The organism is Streptomyces sp. NPDC006872 (assembly GCF_040635845.1).
Taxonomy (GTDB): Bacteria; Actinomycetota; Actinomycetes; order Streptomycetales; family Streptomycetaceae; genus Streptomyces.
This window is the reverse complement of record NZ_JBEYIL010000005.1, coordinates 517,811-536,457: the sequence shown is the minus strand read 5'-3', so window position 1 is coordinate 536,457 and position 18,647 is coordinate 517,811. Positions and strand designations below refer to the sequence as shown.

General features: G+C 70.9%; 19 protein-coding genes. 14 read left to right on the top strand and 5 right to left on the bottom strand.

Translation table 11 applies throughout. The features are described from left to right. The first annotated feature begins 117 nt into the window (after window positions 1-117). From ABZ725_RS18270 to ABZ725_RS18235, 8 genes are all read left to right on the top strand, one after another. The gene (locus ABZ725_RS18270; protein WP_358803762.1) at window positions 118-321 is read left to right on the top strand and encodes a MerR family DNA-binding transcriptional regulator; all 204 of its coding nucleotides are present in this window, start codon (window positions 118-120) and stop codon (window positions 319-321) included. A gap of 314 nt (window positions 322-635) precedes the next feature. Beyond that, window positions 636-806, top strand: coding sequence for a hypothetical protein (locus tag ABZ725_RS18265; protein ID WP_358803649.1), 171 nt, complete (start codon window positions 636-638; stop codon window positions 804-806). A 14-nt stretch (window positions 807-820) separates the two neighbouring features. Beyond that, entirely contained in the window at window positions 821-1,303 is a 483-nt protein-coding gene (locus tag ABZ725_RS18260) for a hypothetical protein (protein ID WP_351904373.1), read from the top strand. Window positions 1,304-1,319: 16 nt separating this feature from the next. Beyond that, window positions 1,320-3,320, top strand: coding sequence for a GMC family oxidoreductase (locus ABZ725_RS18255; RefSeq protein WP_358803648.1), 2,001 nt, complete (start codon window positions 1,320-1,322; stop codon window positions 3,318-3,320). Further along, window positions 3,317-4,486, top strand: coding sequence for a ferritin-like protein (locus tag ABZ725_RS18250; protein ID WP_358803647.1), 1,170 nt, complete (start codon window positions 3,317-3,319; stop codon window positions 4,484-4,486). The genes ABZ725_RS18255 and ABZ725_RS18250 overlap by 4 nt, the downstream gene beginning before the upstream one ends. A 151-nt stretch (window positions 4,487-4,637) precedes the next feature. Continuing rightward, entirely contained in the window at window positions 4,638-5,273 is a 636-nt protein-coding gene (locus ABZ725_RS18245; protein ID WP_358803646.1) for a rhomboid-like protein, read from the top strand. Continuing rightward, entirely contained in the window at window positions 5,270-6,664 is a 1,395-nt protein-coding gene (locus ABZ725_RS18240; protein WP_358803645.1) for an FAD-dependent oxidoreductase, read from the top strand. The genes ABZ725_RS18245 and ABZ725_RS18240 overlap by 4 nt, the downstream gene beginning before the upstream one ends. 114 nt (window positions 6,665-6,778) lie before the next feature. Continuing rightward, entirely contained in the window at window positions 6,779-10,024 is a 3,246-nt protein-coding gene (locus ABZ725_RS18235) for a Tat pathway signal protein (RefSeq protein ID WP_358803644.1), read from the top strand. 59 nt (window positions 10,025-10,083) lie between these two features. Here the strand turns inward: ABZ725_RS18235 and ABZ725_RS18230 are convergent, their stop codons facing one another. After that, window positions 10,084-11,070 carry a zinc-binding dehydrogenase gene (locus ABZ725_RS18230; protein WP_358803643.1) on the bottom strand — a complete coding sequence of 329 codons (987 nt, stop codon included), beginning with the start codon at window positions 11,068-11,070 and terminating at the stop codon, window positions 10,084-10,086. Between the two features lie 72 nt (window positions 11,071-11,142). Here ABZ725_RS18230 and ABZ725_RS18225 point away from each other — a divergent pair, with 72 nt between their 5' ends. Then, window positions 11,143-11,853 carry a pentapeptide repeat-containing protein gene (locus tag ABZ725_RS18225; RefSeq protein WP_358803642.1) on the top strand — a complete coding sequence of 237 codons (711 nt, stop codon included), beginning with the start codon at window positions 11,143-11,145 and terminating at the stop codon, window positions 11,851-11,853. 26 nt (window positions 11,854-11,879) lie between these two features. On the opposite strand, the gene ABZ725_RS18220 is transcribed toward ABZ725_RS18225, so the two are convergent. Then, complete coding sequence (locus ABZ725_RS18220; protein ID WP_351904399.1) at window positions 11,880-12,380, bottom strand: hypothetical protein; 501 nt, start codon at window positions 12,378-12,380, stop codon at window positions 11,880-11,882. Between the two features lie 6 nt (window positions 12,381-12,386). Here ABZ725_RS18220 and ABZ725_RS18215 point away from each other — a divergent pair, with 6 nt between their 5' ends. Then, a complete protein-coding gene (locus tag ABZ725_RS18215; protein ID WP_358803641.1) occupies window positions 12,387-13,844 on the top strand; it encodes a M1 family metallopeptidase in 1,458 nt (485 codons plus the stop codon). Between the two features lie 6 nt (window positions 13,845-13,850). Here ABZ725_RS18215 and ABZ725_RS18210 read toward each other — a convergent pair whose 3' ends face one another. Beyond that, window positions 13,851-14,804, bottom strand: coding sequence for a bifunctional GNAT family N-acetyltransferase/NUDIX hydrolase (locus ABZ725_RS18210; protein ID WP_358803640.1), 954 nt, complete (start codon window positions 14,802-14,804; stop codon window positions 13,851-13,853). A 125-nt stretch (window positions 14,805-14,929) separates the two neighbouring features. Here ABZ725_RS18210 and ABZ725_RS18205 point away from each other — a divergent pair, with 125 nt between their 5' ends. Then, complete coding sequence (locus ABZ725_RS18205; protein WP_358803639.1) at window positions 14,930-15,772, top strand: hypothetical protein; 843 nt, start codon at window positions 14,930-14,932, stop codon at window positions 15,770-15,772. Further along, complete coding sequence (locus ABZ725_RS18200) at window positions 15,756-16,472, top strand: Fic family protein (RefSeq protein WP_358803638.1); 717 nt, start codon at window positions 15,756-15,758, stop codon at window positions 16,470-16,472. The genes ABZ725_RS18205 and ABZ725_RS18200 overlap by 17 nt, the downstream gene beginning before the upstream one ends. Here the strand turns inward: ABZ725_RS18200 and ABZ725_RS18195 are convergent. Then, window positions 16,371-16,766, bottom strand: a complete 396-nt coding sequence (locus ABZ725_RS18195) for an ATP-binding protein (protein WP_358803637.1) — start codon at window positions 16,764-16,766, stop codon at window positions 16,371-16,373. The genes ABZ725_RS18200 and ABZ725_RS18195 overlap by 102 nt on opposite strands. A gap of 227 nt (window positions 16,767-16,993) precedes the next feature. On the opposite strand from ABZ725_RS18195, the gene ABZ725_RS18190 reads away from it, so the two are divergent. Beyond that, window positions 16,994-17,848 (top strand): helix-turn-helix transcriptional regulator, encoded by an 855-nt coding sequence (locus ABZ725_RS18190; RefSeq protein WP_358803636.1) that lies wholly within the window; start codon window positions 16,994-16,996, stop codon window positions 17,846-17,848. Window positions 17,849-17,859: 11 nt separating this feature from the next. Continuing rightward, complete coding sequence (locus ABZ725_RS18185; protein ID WP_358803635.1) at window positions 17,860-18,069, top strand: DUF397 domain-containing protein; 210 nt, start codon at window positions 17,860-17,862, stop codon at window positions 18,067-18,069. On the opposite strand, the gene ABZ725_RS18180 is transcribed toward ABZ725_RS18185, so the two are convergent. Continuing rightward, entirely contained in the window at window positions 18,015-18,626 is a 612-nt protein-coding gene (locus tag ABZ725_RS18180) for a DUF5753 domain-containing protein (RefSeq protein WP_358803634.1), read from the bottom strand. The two genes, ABZ725_RS18185 and ABZ725_RS18180, sit on opposite strands and share 55 nt — an antisense overlap. Window positions 18,627-18,647 lie beyond the last annotated feature (21 nt).

The window sequence follows — 18,647 nt, the reverse complement described above, 5'->3', positions numbered from 1 at the left end:
GTCGCCGTGGAGCGCCTCGGCGACCTCCTGGACGTCGAAGCCGGACTTCGCGAGGCTCTTGGGGCACAGCCCGGCACGTCCGCGGTCGTAGTCCCGCTTCCGGCTTCCCTTCCGGCGATCGACGTGCAGCTCTGGTCGTACAAGGAGATCGCGGCGCATCTCGGTGTGCAGGCCGACACGGTGCGTGCCTACCGCAAGCACGGCCTGCTTCCGCCTCCAGACCGGGTGGAGGCCGGCAAGCCGTACTGGTTCGCGGATACCGTCCGGGCCTGGTCGGCGCAGAGGGCCGGGTACCGTCGTCGCCGCGATGCCGACGACTAGGACAGGTCCTGGCGCCGGACGGCGCCCGGACGGACTCCACGCCTCGGTGTCCTGAGGGGCCCCACCCCGTCCCGCCCGTCGCTCGTCTGTGCGACGGGTGGTGTCGTGTCCGGGCGGGTGTTCCCCGGATCCCACCCGTACGACGGGTTTGCCGTGTATGTCCCTGCTCCGGCGGGGTGAATGCCTTTGGCATACGCAAATCTCACGTTGCTGCACATCTGTGCACGTAGGAACCCCTTCATGCTCTCCGCATATGCGGAAGGCATGCGAGTCGTCATGGTTACGTATGCCCCTTTTAGGTGAATGGGGGTGTTATGGCAATCGACCTGAAACAAACGGCCATCGATCCGGACATCGCGGTGCTGGAGGGCGGAGGTGACCCGGCCGACACCCGGGCCGATGCGGAGTGGGCCTACGACTTCGAGCCGGACGTCAGCCGCCCGCTGGACCTCAGCCCGCTCAACCGCACCATCGTCCCCTCCTGACCTGGAGCACCCGTATGTCCGACGGCATCTCCACACGTTCCACCCCGAAACAGATCTTCACCGACCTGTCCGCCGTCCTCACCGGCTTCGACCGGGTGGAGCTGGCCGGCACCGGAATGATCGACACGTACTACGACACGCTGCTGCGGATCATCGGCGAGCGCGAGGCGGGACAGCTGTTCCGGTACGCGGCCGAGGCCCTCGAGGAGGACGAGAGGCACGGCAACCACGACTCCGTCGAGGCCAACGTGATCGACGACAAGCGCTTCGCGCCGGTCGTCGTCAGCCTGATCAAGCTCTGGTACCTGGGCAGTTGGTACCCGCTCGCCGGTGACTACCGGGACGAGAACGGCTCGACCGCGGACGACGTCGAGCACGTCGTCTCCGCCCAGGGCTACCGCGAGGGACTGGTCTGGGCCGCGGCCGGCACCCACCCGATGGGCGCCAAGCCGCCGGGCTTCGGCTCCTGGGCCGAGCCCCCGACCCTGATCTCCTGAGCCCGAGGAAGACGTCATGAGCGACACCCCCACAGCAGCCGGGACACCCGACTACGACATCGTGCTCGTCGGCGGCGGCATCTCCGCGGCGACCGTCGCCAAGACGGTCATCGAACAGGCCGCGGCCCAGCAGCCGCCCAGGCACCCCCGCATCCTCATCCTGGAGGCCGGCCGGGCCACGGCCATGAGCGCCGACAAGTACGACACCTATGTGGAGGCGTACCACGAGGCGCTGATCAAGGTGCCCAACGCCCCCTATCCCGCGAGCGCTTCGGCGCCGCAGCCGGACGTGCTGGACATCGCCCACACGCCCAGCGACAAGGGATGGTTCGTCCAGCAGGGCCCGCTGCCCTTCGGCAGCGACTACGCCCGCTCGCTCGGCGGCACCACCCTGCACTGGCTCGGCACCTGCCTGCGGATGCTCCCCAACGACTTCAGGCTGCGCTCGAAGTACGGCCGCGCGGTCGACTGGCCGATGACGTACGACGAACTGAAGCCGTACTACGAGCGGGCCGAGTGGAACATCATCGGCGTCTCGGCGAACGTGGCGGACCAGCACTACCCCGGGATCGGCGGCAAGCCCGAGGAGTACTTCAAGAGCGCGAACACCGCGAAGTTCCCGGACGGCGTCTACCACTTCCCGATGGAGCGCATCCCGTCCAGCTACCTCGACGACTACCTGGCCAAGATGTGCGCCGGCCTGACGGTCGAGCTGAGCGACGACAGCGGCACGTTCCACTCCTTCCCGATCAAGATCAGCAACACCCCCGTGGCCCGTAACTCCACGCCCGCGAAGCCGAAGGCCGGCAAGGCGTACCAGGTCGTCGGCGCCGTCGGGAACGTCGACCAGGGAACCCGGTGCGAGGGCAACTCCAGCTGCATCCCGATCTGCCCGGCCCAGGCCAAGTACAGCGCGCTCAAGACCCTGTACGAACTGATCGTCAACCACCCCGACCGGCCCGCGGAGAGCGGGAAGCCGGCCAGGGCGCGGGTCGTCGTGCGCAGCCAGTCCGTCGTCGTGCGGGTCGAGCACAACCAGGCGAAGGGCGGACAGGGGACGGTCACCGGCCTCACCTACAAGACGTACTTCGAGGACGGCAGCCCGCCGGTCGAGAGGAAGGTGACCGCCGACGTCTACGTCCTGGCCGCCAACGCCATCGAGAACGCCACCCTGCTGCTCGGCTCCAAGGCCGCCAACAACAGCGGCCAGGTCGGCAGGAACCTGATGGACCATCCGCTGCTGCTCACCTGGGGCATGTTCAGGGACAGCGTCGGCGCCTACCGGGGGCCCGGGTCCACCTCCGGCATCCCCGCCTTCCGGGACGGCGACTTCCGCAAGGAGCGCACCGCCTTCCGGGTCGAGATCGGCAACTGGGGCTGGAACTTCCCGGAGAACGCCCCGTACGACACCGTCCACGACCTGGTCGGCGGCGGCAAGGACGGGGACGTGCTGCTCTACGGCACGAAACTGCGCGCGAAGCTCGGCGAGATCCTGCCCCGCCAGTTCCGGATCGCCTGGGAGCTGGAGCAGGACCCCGAGGCGACCAACCGCGTCACCGTGGACGACCGTTACAAGGGCCCGCTGGGGCAGCACCGTCCGGTCATCCACTACGACCTCTCGGACTATGTGAAGGCCGCGCTGCCCTGGGCGGCGGACGCGAGCAGGCAGCTGTTCGCGCAGCTGGGCATCGCCAACCATGCCAGGCGTCCCGACTACGAGCCCGGCGACTACACGCACTACGACCCGAGCGACGCCATGGCGGTGGAGTACGCCGGCGAGACCTACTGGGTGCGCGGCGCCGGGCATGTCGTGGGCACGCACCGGATGGGCGTCGACCCGGCGAAGTCCGTCGTCGACCGCGACCAGCGCAGCCACGACCTGTCGAACCTCTACATCGTCGGCTGCGGCAGCATGCCGACGCTCGGCACGTCCAACCCGACGCTCACCATGACCGCGCTGGCCATCCGCACGGGCGACCGGATCGCCGAGGAGCTGAAGAAGGTGAAGCACAAGTGAGCCGACCGAAAGCGATCGACAACCTCAAGGACCTGCAGGCCGCCCTCCAATTGGCCATCGGTCTGGAGCTCAGCACCATCCCGGTCTATCTCACCGCGCTCTACTCCATCAAGGAGGACGCCAACACCGACGCGGCGCAGACGATCCGCAGCGTGGTCATGGAGGAGATGCTCCACATGACCCTCGCGGCCAACGTCCTCAACGCCATCGGGGAGACGCCGAGCATCGACCCCGTCGAGTTCCAGAAGCGCAAGAACCTCAGCCCGATCCCCGGCTACCCGCTCGTGAGTCCGCTGATCTCGAAGATCGGGACGCTGGACCTGCTGCCGCTCACCCCGCAGGCCGTCGCGAGCTTCGTCAAGATCGAGCACCCGCTGCACGGCGCGGCCAGCCTGCAGGCGATCGACGTCGGCGAGTGCAGCTACCGGACCATCGGCGAGTTCTACGAAGCGATCAAGAAGGCGCTGGAGGACCCGAGGATCTGCGAGGACGACCACGCCTTCGAGCACGGCGACCAGGTGCCGGCCGACCAGTACTACGGGGGCGCCGGCTCGGTCGTCGAGGTGACGGACCGCGCGTCGGCGGTGGCGGCGATCCAGAAGATCGTCGACGAGGGCGAGGGGCTGCCCGAGAAGCGGCTGGGGGAGAAGGCCAAGACGGTCACCGACAAGGACAAGCTCATCAACGGCTGGGAGATGTACTCCCACTACGCCCGCTTCCGTGAGCTCCAGACCGGGCGCCGCTTCCGCAGCACCCAGAAGGCCGCCGCCGAGCCCGAGGGCGCGTTGCTGCTCGTCGACTACGACGCCGTCCACCCGGCGCTGCACGTTCCGCGCAACGGCGACAGCGCGGGCGACGCCGAGGACAGGGCGCTGATCGAGTTCGACCTGTCGTACTCGGCGCTGGTCGACGACCTCTACCTGGCCTTCTCGGGGCGGCCGAAGGTCCGGGGCGGGCTCGGCGACGGCGTCGAGGTGGCCAAGCCCGCGCTGCCGCTCGCCGTCCACACCATGTTCGAGCTGAAACGCAGCGCCGTCGCCCTGATGCGGACCCCGAACCCGGCCAAGCCGGGGTACACGCTGTGCCCCCGCTTCTCCTATGTGCCGATCGACGAACGGCAGAAGCTGCGCGAGCACGCCCAGGAGCTGAGGGAGCAGAGCCGGTGATCTCCATCGTCACGAAGTGGTGGCACGTCGAGGGCAAGCGGGAGGAGGCCATCGGCGGCTGACGGCTTCAGGGGGTGCGCGGGAGGCGGGCGATCTCCGGTCGCTCCGCCTCCGGCGGCCGTCCTTGATCTCCCGGACGATACTGGGCTGCGTGAGACGGCTCAGGGGAGTTTCCGGGGTCCGGCGGGCGGTGTGGGCGTACGTCCGCAGCGCGCCCGGCACCTATGTGTGGCTGACGATCCTGTTCTTGACCACGGTCGCCCTGCACCACATGTCACCGGAGTTCGAACAGGAGTTCCTGCGGCAGCGGTCCACCAACATCCATGAGCTCTCCCGGCATCCGGTGCGGGTGCTGGTAGCGAGCGCGATGTGGATCGACGGCGGCCACTGGCTGCCGTACGTGGCGCTGTACTCCGTCTTCCACGCCCAGGTCGAGCGCTGGCTGGGGACCGCGCGGTGGCTGGCGGTCTGCGCGGCCGCGCATGTGCTGGCGACGCTGATCAGCGAGGGCGCGCTGGCGCGGGCCGTCCACGACGGGCTTGCGCCGAAGTCCTCCGTCAACACCCTGGACGTGGGCGTGAGTTACGCGCTGGCCGGGGTGGTCGCGGTGCTTTTCTACCGGGTCCGTCCGCCCTGGCGGTATGCGTATCTCGCGGTCGTCCTCGCCGTCTACACCGTCCCGCTGGCGGTCGGGCCGACCTTCACCGACTTCGGGCACTTCGTCGCCGTGCTCATCGGGCTGGGCTGCTGTCCCCTGGTCGGAGAGCGGGTTACCGTCCGTCCATGAACGGTTTCGTGAACGGCGGGGTCTCCTTCTGGTACGCGGACGACGGTCTGCCCGCGGTGCGGGAGCCGCTGGGCGGTGACGCGTCCGCCGACGTGGTGATCGTCGGCGGCGGGTACACGGGGCTGTGGACGGCGTACTACCTGAAGCAGGCGGATCCCGCGCTGCGGATCGTCGTCCTGGAGCAGCGGTTCTGCGGATACGGCGCCTCCGGGCGCAACGGGGGCTGGCTCTACAACGGCATCGCGGGCCGCGACCGCTACGCGAAGCTGCACGGGCGGGAGGCCGCCGTACGCCTCCAGCGGGCGATGAACGAGACGGTGGACGAAATCGTCCGGGCGGTGGCGGCGGAGGGCTTCGACGCGGACGTCCACCGGGGCGGTGTGCTGGAGGTGGCCCGGACGCCGGCGCAGCTGGCCCGGCTGAAGGACTTCCACGCGCACGAGCTGTCGTACGGGGAGGACGACCGTGAGCTGTACGGCGCCCGGGAGACCGCCGAGCGGGTGCGGGTCGCGGGGGCCGTGGGGTCGAGCTGGACCCCGCACGGGGCGCGGGTGCATCCGGTGAAGCTGGTGAAGGGGCTGGCGGCGGCGGTCGAGGCGCTGGGGGTCGAGGTGTACGAGTCGACGCCGGTGACCGAGATCCTCCCGGGGCGCGCCGTGACGCCGTACGGGATCGTGCGGGCGCGCTACCTGCTGCGCTGCACGGAGGGGTTCACGGCCGCGCTGAAGGGCGAGAAGCGGACCTGGCTGCCCATGAACTCCTCGATGATCGCCACCGAGCCGCTGACCGAGGAGCAGTGGGCGGCCGTGGGGTGGGCGGGGCGCGAGGCGCTCGGCGACATGGCGCACGCCTATATGTACGCGCAGCGCACGGCCGACGGCCGGATCGCGCTCGGCGGCCGCGGGGTGCCGTACCGCTTCGGCTCGCGCACGGACAACGACGGGCGGACGCAGGCGGCGACCGTGCGGGCGCTGCGGGAGATCCTGGTCGACTTCTTCCCGGCGCTGGCCGGGGTGCGCATCGAACACGCCTGGTCGGGTGTGCTGGGTGTGCCCCGCGACTGGTGCGCGACGGTCACGCTGGACCGGGCCACGGGACTCGGCTGGGCGGGCGGCTACGTCGGCTCGGGCGTGGCCACGGCGAACCTGGCGGCGCGGACCCTGCGGGACCTGGTCCGGCAGGACGCCGGGGAGGGCGGGCGGACCGAACTGACCGATCTGCCGTGGGTCGGGCACAAGGTGCGGCGGTGGGAACCGGAGCCGTTCCGGTGGCTCGGCGTGCAGGGCATGTACGCGACCTACCGAGCGGCGGACCGACGGGAGACGGAACGCCACGCGACGGGGTCGTCGCGACTGGCGCGGGCGGCGGACCGGGTGGCGGGACGGCACTGAGGCGCTGCCTGCCTCGTTCCGGTCCTTGACGCCCGGCCCTGGAAACCCGCGGGTCCTGTGTCGTACCTGTGTGCGACCATCGGCTCGACGAGCATTGACCCAGGGGGGATTCAGATGACCGACGCGGATTCCTGTCCGCCTGCGAGACGACGGCGGCGGGCAGGAGCACTACTCGCCGCCGTTCCGTTGCTCGCCTCGCTGCTCAGCCTCACCGCAGCGGGCGCCGCGCAGGCCGACGACCCCGCCGACCCGGCGTGCGCGCCGCTCGCGACCGCTCCCTTCGGCGACCCGGGGGACGCCGTCGGGAAGGCGACCGTCGAGGGCCACGCGAACACCTGCTACACCGTCACGGCCGACGCGCCGGGCCTCTACCAGCTGTCGCTGAACGACAGCAGCTATCAGGGATTCACGACCCTCCAGGCCGCCGACGGCAACCCGGTGGACTGCGACGGCGACCTCTGGACCACGTGGGAGATGTGCTCGGTCCCCGCGGCGGGCACCTACACGCTGCGCGTCCACAACGACGGCTGGGACCCCCGCGACACCGCCGTCACCTTCGTGTCGCTCGCCTCCACGGAGGGCTGCGCGGACCCGGTGGGCACCCGCTGGGACCTGCCCGACCTGGCCCGTACGGCGGTCAGCCCGGTGGAGGTCGACTGCCAGCCCTTCGAGGCGAAGCCCGGCGAGCGGATCAGGCTCACCAACGGCTCCAAGGTGTCCGGCGAGTCCATCGCGTGGATCACCGACGAGTCCGGCGCCCGGATCTGCCCGCACTTCCCGGAGAACGACGAGAACAGCTGCGCGCTGCCCGGCGACGGCCCCTACCGGGTCGTCTCCCGCGTCTCCTACACGGAGCAGGGCTTCCCCGCCGAGTACGGGGTGAAGGTCCGTCGGCTCGACGACCCGCAGGGCTGCACCCCCGCGCCGGTCCGGCCCTTCGGGCCGTTGGCCGCGCAGGAGGCCACCGCCAACCCCTGCTTCGTCTTCACCGCCGACCGGGCGGGCCCGCACTCCGTCGACTATGTGGACGAGCACCAGTACACCGGCCCGGTCCGCGTGTACGACTCCGCCGGGCTGACCGTGTGCCGGGCGAGCATCGACCCCTGCGTCCTCCCGGCCGCGGGCGCCTACACGGCCGTGCTCGACGGCTCCTACCCCTTCCGTGACTTCCGGGACGGGCTGGTGGTCCTCGATCGCGGCTCGGACGCCGGCTGTGTGGCCCTGTCGACGGGCCTGTACCAGGGCGAGCTGACCGCGGCGGGGCAGTACGACTGTCTGACGCTGCCGTATCCGCAGGGCGCGCGGATCGCCGCCCTCACCCCGCTCTCCGCGCCCGGCGTGGACGCCGAGTTGGAGGTCGTCGACCGGGACGGCGACTGGCAGTGCGGCTCGGGTCGGCTCGCCGGCGGCGACTGCGCGCTCACCGGCACCGCCCCCTACCGGGCGCTGGTGCACACCGAGGACGGCCTGGACGAGGCGACGGGCAGGTACGCCGTGGCCTTCCACCGCACCGACATCGCCGACGACTGCCCCGTGCTGCCCGCCGGCAGCTTCACCGCCGACGGCGCGAAGGCTGTGTTCGGCACGGGAGACGGCGTCTTCTCGCAGTGCCTGAGCATCCCGGCGGACGCCCACTCGGCCGCCGAGGTCGTCGAGCTGGTCGCCGCCCCCGGGACCGCGGGCGGCACGTTCTCGGTGCTGGACTCCACCGGCCGGAAGGTCTGCGACCGCGCCGCCGCCACCACCAACGGCTGGACGGTCTGCCCGCTGACCCCGGGCAAGGCCCACACCGTGCTGGTGACCGGCCGCGACCAGGCGGGCGCCTACACCCTCACCCGGCGCGACGTCACCGCCACCGCCTCCTCGGCGGGCTGTGCGCGGACCGCGGCGACCGAGGTCGGCGGCGCCTCGGTGAAGGGCGTCGCAGGCGTGCCGGGCACCCTGACCTGCCATCAGGTCACCACCGCCGCGGCCACCGACGTGCTGCACATCAACGTGCGCGACGCGCTGGGCACCGCCAACTCCGCCGTCGTCGACGGCGACGGAGGCGCGGAGTGCGCCTGGCGCAACGTCTCCTGCGCGGTCACCGGCTCCACCAGCCACCAGGTGCTGGTGCAGACCCCGGTCACGCTGAAGGCCGCGCCCGAGTACCGACTGGACGCGCTGCGGGTGGCGACCGCGGACGGTCCGTCGCCCGAGTGCACCCGGGTCCCGTCGGTCTCCTACGGCTACGGGCCGATCACCGGCACCCTCGACGAGACGCACAGCGCGGTGTGCGCGGTACTGCCCACGGCCGGGTACGACCGCTTCGACGTGGCGGTCACGGACACCACCGGCGCGACGACCACGGCGGTGCCCGCGCTCTACAACGCGAAATGGAGCAACGGCTGTTCGCTGTCGACCTCCGGCGCCCAGTGCGCGGCGGGCGGCTCCACCAGCGGCTCCGCGCCCTCGCTGTTCCTGCTCGGCCTGCCCGAGAAGGCGTCCGGCACCTCCTACAGCGCCAAGCTGAGCTGTTCCTCGGCCCTCTGCGGCCCGGACAAGGTGAGCATCGCCTCGGTGAGCCCCCTGACCGCGGTCGCCGGCGGCAAGGTCACGCTCACGGTGACCGGCACCGCGCTGCCCGCGAACGCGACGGTACGGCTGACCCAGGTCGGCCGGACCCTCACCGCCCCGGCGGACTCGGTCTCGGCCGACCACCGGACCCTGACGGCGACCCTGGACCTGACGGGCGAGTCGGCCGGCGTCTGGAGCGTCAGCGTCGTCACGACCTGCTGCCAGTACGCGCGCGGCACCTTCACCGTCACCCAGCCGGAACTGAGGAACACGGTCGTCCCCAAGGTGACCGGCGTCGCCAAGGTGGCCGCCAAGGTCACCGCCGCCCCGGGCAGCTGGTCTGCGGCCCCTTCCTCCTACACGTACCAGTGGAAGGCCGACGGCAAGGCGATCGCCGGGGCGACCGGGTCCTCGTACACGCTCCCCGCCGCGCTGCTCGGCAAGAAGCTCACTGTGACCGTCACCGCGAGCAGAACCGGCTGGACGGGGGCGGCCGCGACCTCGGCCGCCGTGACCGTCGTCAAGGGCGACGCGCCCCGGGCGACCAAGGCGCCGCTGATCAGCGGCACCGCGAAGGTCGGGCGGACGCTGAAGACGACCAGCGGGACCTGGAGTCCGGCGGCGACCTCGTACGCGTATCAGTGGTACGCGAACGGCAAGGCGATCAGCGGGGCGACGAAGTCGTCGCTCGTGCTGAAGGCCGCGCAGAAGGGCAAGAAGATCACCGTGAAGGTGACCGCCCGCCGGACCGGTCACCTCGACGGGTCGGCGGTGAGCAGGGCGACGAAGGCGGTCGTCCGCTGACCGACCCGACCGGATGAGGTACGGAGGGGGCGGCCACGCGGTCGTCCCCTCTGTGCTGTTCAGGCCGGCCGCAGAGCTGTCGTCAGCACCACCTTGCCGGTCGTTCCGCGGGTCTCCAGCGCCCGGTGCGCGGCGGCGGCCTCGGCGAGCGGGAACGTCTGCACGGCCGGGGTCAGCCGGCCCGCGGCGGCCTCGGCGAGGGCGCGCAGTTCGAGGGCGCGGAGGCCGCCCGCCTTCTCGATCATCACCGGCCCGAGCACGGACTTCGACACGCCCTCGACGAAGTGGCCCTGTCCGCCGCGGATGCCTTCGGCGGACCACCCGAAGACGAGGTGACTCCCGCCCGGGCCGAGGAGAGCGACGGCCTCACGGGCGACCTGCCCGCCCACCCCGTCGAAGACGACCGTGGCGGCCCGGCCGTCCAGGTGGGCGCGGACCTTCGCGGGCCAGCCGGTGTCCGTGTAGTCGACGGCGAGATCGGCGCCGTCGGCCCGGACCCGCGCGGTCTTGGCGGGTCCCCCGGCCAGCCCGACGACCGTCGCGCCCGCGTTCCTGGCGTACTGCACGAGCAGCGTGCCGATACCGCCGGCGGCCGCGGGCACCACGGCGACGGAGTCGGGCCCGAGCTCGGCGAACTGCAGGATCCCCAGCGCCGTACGGCCGGTGCCGATCATCGCGACGGCCTGGGCGTCGTCCAGGTTCGCCGGGATCTCGTGCACGCGTTCGAGGTCGGTGACGGCGAGTTCGGCGTAGCCGCCCGGCGCGAAACCGAGGTGGGCGACGACGCGCCTGCCGAGCCAGGAGGACGGGACGCCCTCGCCGAGCGCCTCGACGACCCCGGCGACCTCGCGCCCGGGGATGGTGGGCAGGGGCGTCGGAGTGGGGGCCGGACCCTGGAAGCCCTCGCGCAGGGCGGCGTCCAGGAGATGGACCCCGGCGGCCCGGACGGCGACACGGACCTGGCCGGGGGCGGGGAGCGGGTCCTCGACCTCCTCGTAGCTGAGGTTCTCGGCGGGCCCGAAGGCGTGGAGGCGGATGGCGTACATGCGGAGCACTCTTCAACCTCAAGCTCGCTTGAGGTCAAGGCATTGTCAGTGGCGGGGTGCAGGATGGGGGGCATGGCGAGGCGAGCGGGTGCGCGGGCGGGCGGACGGGACAGCGGCAGCGGCGGCGGGACGGGCGTGAAGGCGGCGCGGCGGCCGGAGATACGGCTTCCGGAGCCAGTGCCCTACGAGGGAGGGGAACTGGAGCCGGACGGGGACTACGACGGTCTGGAGTTCCGCGACCTGGACCTCACCGGCCAGGACGGCGCGGGAGCCCGCTTCATGGACTGCGCGCTGACGGAGTGCGCGCTGGACGGCACGGGCCTCAAGAGCGCCCGCGTCCTCGACTCGGTGCTCACCGGCGTCCGGGGCGTCGGCACGGACCTGGCGGACGCGAGCCTGCGGGACGTCGAGATCGTGGACGCCCGCCTGGGCGGCACCCAGATGTACGGCGCCGTGCTGGAGCGGGTGCTGATCCGCGGCGGAAAGATCGACTTCCTGAACCTGCGGCAGGCGCGGCTGCGGGACGTCGTGTTCCAGGGGTGCGTGCTCGTCGAGCCGGACTTCGGCGGGGCCCGGCTGGAGCGGGTCGAGTTCGTGGACTGCGCGGTGAAGGCGGCGGACTTCACCGCGGCGACCCTGACCGACGTCGACTTGCGCGGAGCCGTGGAGCTCGGCATCGCGGCGGGCGTCGACCGGCTGGCGGGGGCGGTGATCAGCATGTCTCAGCTGCTGGATCTGGCACCGGTGCTGGCGGGGCAGTTGGGGATCCGGGTGGAGGGGTGAGGGTCGAGGGGTGAGGTGACGGACGGCTAGCTGATTCGGGGGAAGCGGGCCTGGAGGGTCCAGATCGCCGGGTTCTCGGCGAGGTCCTCGTGGAGGTCGGTCAGGTCGGCCAGGAGGTCGTGGAGGAAGTCGCGGGCCTCGCGGCGGAGTTCGGCGTGGGAGAAGGTGAGCGGGGGCTCCTCCGGCGGCATCCAGTCGGCCTCGATGTCCACCCAGCCGAAGCGGCGCTCGAAGAGCATGCGGTCGGTGGACTCGGTGAAGTCCAGTTCCGCGTGCTGCGGGCGGGAGGCGCGGGAGCCCGCGGGATCCTGGTCGACCTGCTCCACGATGTCGCACAGCGCCCACGCGAAGTCCAGCACCGGCACCCATCCCCAGGCTGTGGACACCTCACGGTCCGCCTTGGTGTCGGCGAGATAGACGTCGCCGCAGAACAGGTCGTGGCGCAGGGCGTGGACGTCCGCGCGCCGGTAGTCCATCTGCGGCGGGTCCGGGAAGCGGTTGGAGAGGGCGTAGCCGATGTCGAGCACGAGGTGATGGTGTCATGCCCTCGTAGGATCGCTGATGTGTCCCGATCCGTGCGCTCCGTCCCGGCCGCCGCCGCTTGTCTGGCCCTTCTCCTCACGGCCTGCTCGGGCGGTGGCGATCACTCGACCCGAGGGGCATCGGGCGTCGGCGACCCTTACTTCCCGAAGGCGGGCAACGGCGGCTACGACGTCTCCCACTACGGCCTCACCCTCGCCTACACCCCAGGCGACTCCAGCGGCGACTCCCCGCTCCTCACGGCCACGGCGGCGATCACCGCCCGCGCCGAGCAGGAACTCTCCTCCTTCCAGCTCGACCTGACCGGCCTGGACGTCACGGAGGTCACCGTCGAGGGCGACCGGGCCCGCTGGAGCCGTACCGGCCAGGAACTGGTCGTCCGGCCGGCCGACACCCTGCCGAAGGGCGAGACCTTCGAGGTGCGGGTCCGCTACTCCGGCAGCCCGGAGACGATCACCGACCCGGACGGCTCGAAGGAGGGCTGGCTGCGGACCGCGGACGGGGCGCTGGCGCTGGGCGAGCCGACCGGCTCCATGGCCTGGTTCCCCGGCAACCACCACCCCGGCGACAAGGCGTCGTACGACATCGCCGTCACCGTCCCGAAGGGCCTGACCGCCGTCTCCAACGGCGAGTTGAGGAGTGAGAAGGCCACGGGCGACGGCCGCACGACCTTCACCTGGCACACCGCCGAGCCGATGGCGAGCTACGCGGCGACGGTCGCGATCGGCCGCTACATCGTCACCCGGTCCGCCACCGAGGAGGGCCTGCCGGTGTACGTGGCGGTCGACCCGTCGCAGACGGCCGCGAGCCGCGCGGTGCTCGCCCGGCTCCCCGAGGCCATGGAATGGGCGGAGTACAACTTCGGCCCGTACCCCTTCTCCTCCACCGGCGCGATCGTCGACCGCCCGGAGGACTCCGCCTACGCCCTGGAGACCCAGAGCCGCCCGGTCTACCCCGGCGCGCCCGACACGGTCACCCTCGTCCACGAACTGGCCCATCAGTGGTTCGGCGACTCCGTCACCCCGAAGACCTGGCGGGACATGTGGCTCAACGAGGGCTTCGCGACCTACGCCGAGTGGCTGTGGACGGAGGACGAGGGCGGCGCGACGGCCGAGCAGACGTTCACCGACCTCTACGACAACGGAGAGGAGGAGTACGAGGACCTGTGGGAGTTCCCGCCGGCGCAGCCGACGACCGCCGCGCAGATCTCCGCGCCTCCCGTCTACCAGCGTGGCGCGATGGTGATCCACCGCATCCGCCAGACGGTCGGCGACGACGCCTTCTACGACATCGTCCAGGGCTGGGCCGCCGCCCATCGCCACGGCAACGCGAGCACGGACGACTTCACGGCGTATGTGGAACGGGCGGCGCCGGACGAGGACTTCACGTCGATCTGGTCGGACTGGCTGTACGGGAGCGGCAAGCCGGAGCTCACTGAGGTCGGTCACTGAAGGCGGTCACTGAGGTCGGTCGCTGAAGTCGTCGAGCAACTGGGCCAGTTCGGGCGGCCATACCGGTTCGGCCGGGGTGCGCAGTTCTGCCCGGCTCCACCAGCGCCAGCCGAGGATGCCGTCCGTGGTGTGGGAGGCGGCGAGATCCGGGCCGGTCGGCTCCCGGCGCGGGCCGTGGGCGACGTAGATGCGGTCGATCTGGTGGACGAGGACCCGGAAGCGGGTGAAGTCGTGCTCCCACACGCACAGCAGCGGGCCGAGCGTGACATCCGCCCACCCCGTCTCCTCGCGCAGCTCGCGCAGGGCCCCCTCGGTCGGGGTCTCCCCCGCGTCCAGCCCGCCGCCGGGCAGCGCCCAGTGCACGCCGGAGTCCTCGCTGTCGTACCGGAAGAGGAAGACCGCGCCGTCGGGGTCGAGGACGACGACACGTGCGGCCTGCCGGATCCTGCGGATCGGCTTGCGCAACACGGCGCAGGGACGGTCGAGTTGGAGATCGCGGCGGTGGTCGACGACCTCGTACCCCAGCGCCGTCCAGAAGGCGAGCCCCTTGGGGTTGGCGTCGAGGACGGCGAGCCGCACGCCCATCCGACCGTCGTCCCGGAACCGATCCTCGACCCGCTCGACGATCCGGCGACCGTGGCCCTGCCCCTGCGCGCCCGCGTCGACCATCAGCAGCCCGATCCACGGATCGGGATCGGCGGGGTCGGGGTGCTGGGCGAGGAGGATCACCACCCCGACGAGCCGCCCCTCGCTGCGGGCCAGCAGCACCTCGACCTCGGGATTCGCCAACTCCTCCGCCAGCGCCGCCGCCACCTGCTCGGGCCGGATGTCGTCCGGGTCGGGAAAGTCGCCGCTGAGCGCCTGGAACTCGCGGTCGGAGGCGTAGAGGGCGGTGAGTTCGGTGAGGAGGGGGCCGGGGATGTCGCGGTCGGGGGTGAGGGGGAGCGGCTCCAGAAGCATGGGCGCAGGGTAGCGGGGGGCAAGGTGCGGGGCGGGGTGCGGGGGAGCGGGGCGGGGGAGTCGGGCGACCCGGACGTTTATCTGTTTGAAGTCTCCAGCAGTGTTCGGGATTCTGGGGTCTCCCTATGTCCGCCGAAGAGTGGGAGAGCCCGGCCCTGGCGTACAACCGAGACACCTTGCCGTTCCCGGAGAACCGCGTGCCCCCCGTCCCCAGCGTGCGCCGGCTGACCTGGGACGAACTCGATCCGGCCCGTCACCCCTTCGTATGGGACGAGGACGAGGAGGCCGCGCTCAGCGCGCTGATCCGGGAATGGGTTCCCCCGGTGCTCTCCGGCATGGACGGCTGGTGGCAAGGCGAGAGCTGGTGTGCCCACCAGGTGGACGCGATCATCCGGGAGCGCTACGGGAGTTGGGCTCGCGGATGGAATTGGTGCCATCGGCACGGCGGGGTCATCGGCAGCTGGGTCACCGGGGCCGATTCGGTGACGACCCCTGACGAGACCGCGGCCCGCGCCGTCGCCGCCCTGCTGGAGTGGCGGGCGTGGCTGGAGCGACTGGCGGAGATCTTCGAGGAGCTGGCCCCGCCTCCCGAAGCCTCCCCCGAGGAGCGCAGCTGGCATCTGGAACGAGCCTCGGTCCGGCTCGTGACGCGTGTCCTGGACTCCGGCGCGGAGGGCGGCTGGCAGGGGATGGCCGCGCTGACGATGACGTGGTTCCTCATCAGCACCGGCTTGGACCCGGCCGAGGCCGAGCGGGCGGTGGAGACCGCGATCGGCGGCCGCTTCGAGAGCTGGACGGACCCCGGAAGCATGCTGATCGACTCGGTGGGCGAGGATCTGGCGGTCTCCCTGACCGGCCGACTCCCGTATCAGGACCACCGCGAGCGGGCGGCACTGGAGGAGTTCCACGACCGGGCGTTCCCTGGCCGGGGGCTCTCCGGCCGGGGGTCCCATGACCGCCGCCGCTGACAGTCTGGCCGTCTGGCGACGGGTGCGCCGGGAGGTCGACTGGCATCGCGCACCGGCTCTGGACCGAGGGCTCCCCGGACGCGACGGCTTCCGCGCCTGGTGCGCGGGCCCGGTCCGCCGACGGGACCCCGTCCGCGCCGAACGCCTCCTCCGTGCCCATGCCTTGACCCTCGCCGACGCCGCCTGCCGCGCCCCGCTCGACTTCGCGCTGCTGGCCGCCTGGCAGGGCGAGGTGCTGGGAGGGACGAGGCCCCTGTTCCGTACGGGTGACGCCTACGCCAAGGCCGGCCGCGAGCGCTACGGTCTGACCCCGCACACCCGGGCCGACTTCGCCGCCTGTCTGCGCGAGGCGACCGACCCGAGCCTCCCGCTCGCGGCGCGCGCGGCCCGTGCTTACCTCGACGTGGCCTTCTTCCACCCCTTCGAGGACGGCAACGCCCGAGCGGCCCTGCTCACCCTGGTCCACGTCCTGGCCCGCGAGGACGTCGTCCTCCCCGAGGTCGGCCCCCTCCACATCGCCCGCTACCCGGACGACCCGGCGGGGGCGGCCGACCTGGCCACCCTGATCGACGTACTCAACCGCCGCCGCGGCAGCTCTTCAGAGCTCGAACCAGACGTGCTTGCCGCCCCGGCCGGACGAATCCGAGGGATGCGACGACCCGACGCCCCAGTCCTGCGCCATCGTCTCGACGAGGAGTAGGCCACGTCCGTGCTCTCGTCCCGGATCGGTCGCGGGCGGCTGGGGAGACCCCGGTTCGTCGTCGTACACGCGGACGCGCACCCGGTCGCGCCGCACGACGGCTTCGAGACGGACGGCGAGCGAGGTGGTGTGCAGGTTGACGTTGGTCACCAACTCGGAGACCAACAGACGTGCGGTGTCACTGAGTTCATGATGCCCGGTGGCCTGGAGGAGCAGGGCGACGGTATCCCGGCAGATCTTGGGACTGGAGGGGGAGTTGGGGGCGCGGAGGCGGTAGATCTGCGGGGGGTTCATGAGCCTCGTCTCTGGGTCTGCTTTTGGCGATGAGGATGCGCGGGGAGGGCCACCGTGGCTCGGGCACCGAATGTCGGTGACTGCACTGCGGGTTCACTGGCCGGCCACGCGCTGACGTTTCGAAGGTAGGGGTCATAGTTGTGCATGGGCAAGTATGTCCCCAATCCTCACCCGAACGAGTGGCCCGGATCGGCGCGGGCGGTGTCTGGCGCTGGTAGGAAAGAGACATGCCGCTGAGAGAGAACCCCACCGCCCGCCAGGTCCGACTCGGTGCTGAACTGCGGAAGTTGAGGGAACTCGCGGGCAAGGCGGCTCGGGAATCCGCTGGCCTGCTCTCGACCGACCAGGCGAAGATCAGTCACATCGAGTCCGGCCGTATCGGCATCAGCGAGGAGCGGATCCGACGTCTCGCGATCTTCTACTCATGCGATGACGAGCCGCTGATCGAGGCGCTGTGCACCATCGCCCGTGAGTCACGGGGGCAGGGCTGGTGGGACGAGTATCGAGGTGTGCTCGCTCCCGGCTTCCTCAATATCGCAGAGTTGGAACACCACGCGGTTTCTCTACGGAGCGTTCAGACCATGAGCGTCCCGGGAGTTCTGCAGACCGAGGGATATGTGAGGGCGATTCACAGCACGTACGCGGCCGCACTTTCCGCCCTGGAACTGGATGCGCGGGTGGAGTTCCGGCTGCGTAGGCGAAGGATCCTCGAGCGTGATGTGCCGCCGCCGTTCCTTGCCGTGGTGCACGAGGCGGCCCTGCGCATGCGGTTCGGCGGTCGCAAGATCGCCAAAGAGCAGCTTGAGTTCTTGCTCCTGGCCTCGGAACGGCCGACGGTCACCGTCCGCGTCATCCCGTTCACCTGCGAGGAGTTCATCGAAGCGACGTATCCCCTGATGTACGTGCGCGGAGTCGTGCCCCAACTCGATACCGTTCAGATGGACAGTCCCGCCGGGGGTATCTTCGTGACGGCCGCCGCTGAACTCAACAAGTACCGGAATCTCATCGACGTCGCTGAACGCGCATCGCTCGATGTCGAGAAGTCCCGGCAACTCATCCACGACATCGCGCGAGAATTGTGAGAGCCCACGGTATGTCTCTTCAGTGGCAGAAGTCCTCCTTCTCGGGAGTGGAAGCGGAGAACTGCGTAGAACTCGCCCACGCCGACCCCCGCCTCCTCCTCCGCGAGAGCGAGGCCCCCACCACCATGCTCACGGTGTCCCCCCTGAGCCTGCTGGCCCTGATGCGTCAGGTCAGAACGGCCAGTTCCGCCTCGACCAGTTCACGAGCCTCCCGCCCGTAGACCGCCGACCGCTCCAGCAAGGTGAACGCCTTCTCGTAGACGGCGACTTCACGTTCATCTTTGACGTCGAGTCCCGCCGAGAAGGTCTCGACATGGACATGGCGTCCGTCGAAGATCGTGAAGGAGTGTCCGGGGTAAAGGGAGAGTTCCGCCCGCGCCGGGATGACACCCAGCTTCAGCCCTGGCAGTGCGAGCGCGTCGAGGAGGTGGGTCAGCTGGCCGCGCATCACCTCGGCACCGCCCAGATTCGTGCGCAGGGCCTGCTCGCTGAGCAGTACGTGATAGGTACGGCCACCCTGCCCGATGAACTGAGCGCGCGCCGCACGCCGAGCGACCCCCGCTTCGACGTCGTCGGGGATCTCATGGAAGTCGACCACTTTCCGGAAGACGGCCCTGGCGTAGTCCTCGGTCTGGAGGTTGCCCCAAATGACGTTGTTGCAGTAGTGACGCGAGTCCCGCGTTCCACGCACCAGCTCCAGAAACTTGTCCTGCACCGGCCCTGTTCCCTCGCGGAGGTAGTCGTCCCACGTCTGGTGAGTGTGCTTGGGCTGCGTCATGCGGGGAGCTTTCCACCGCTC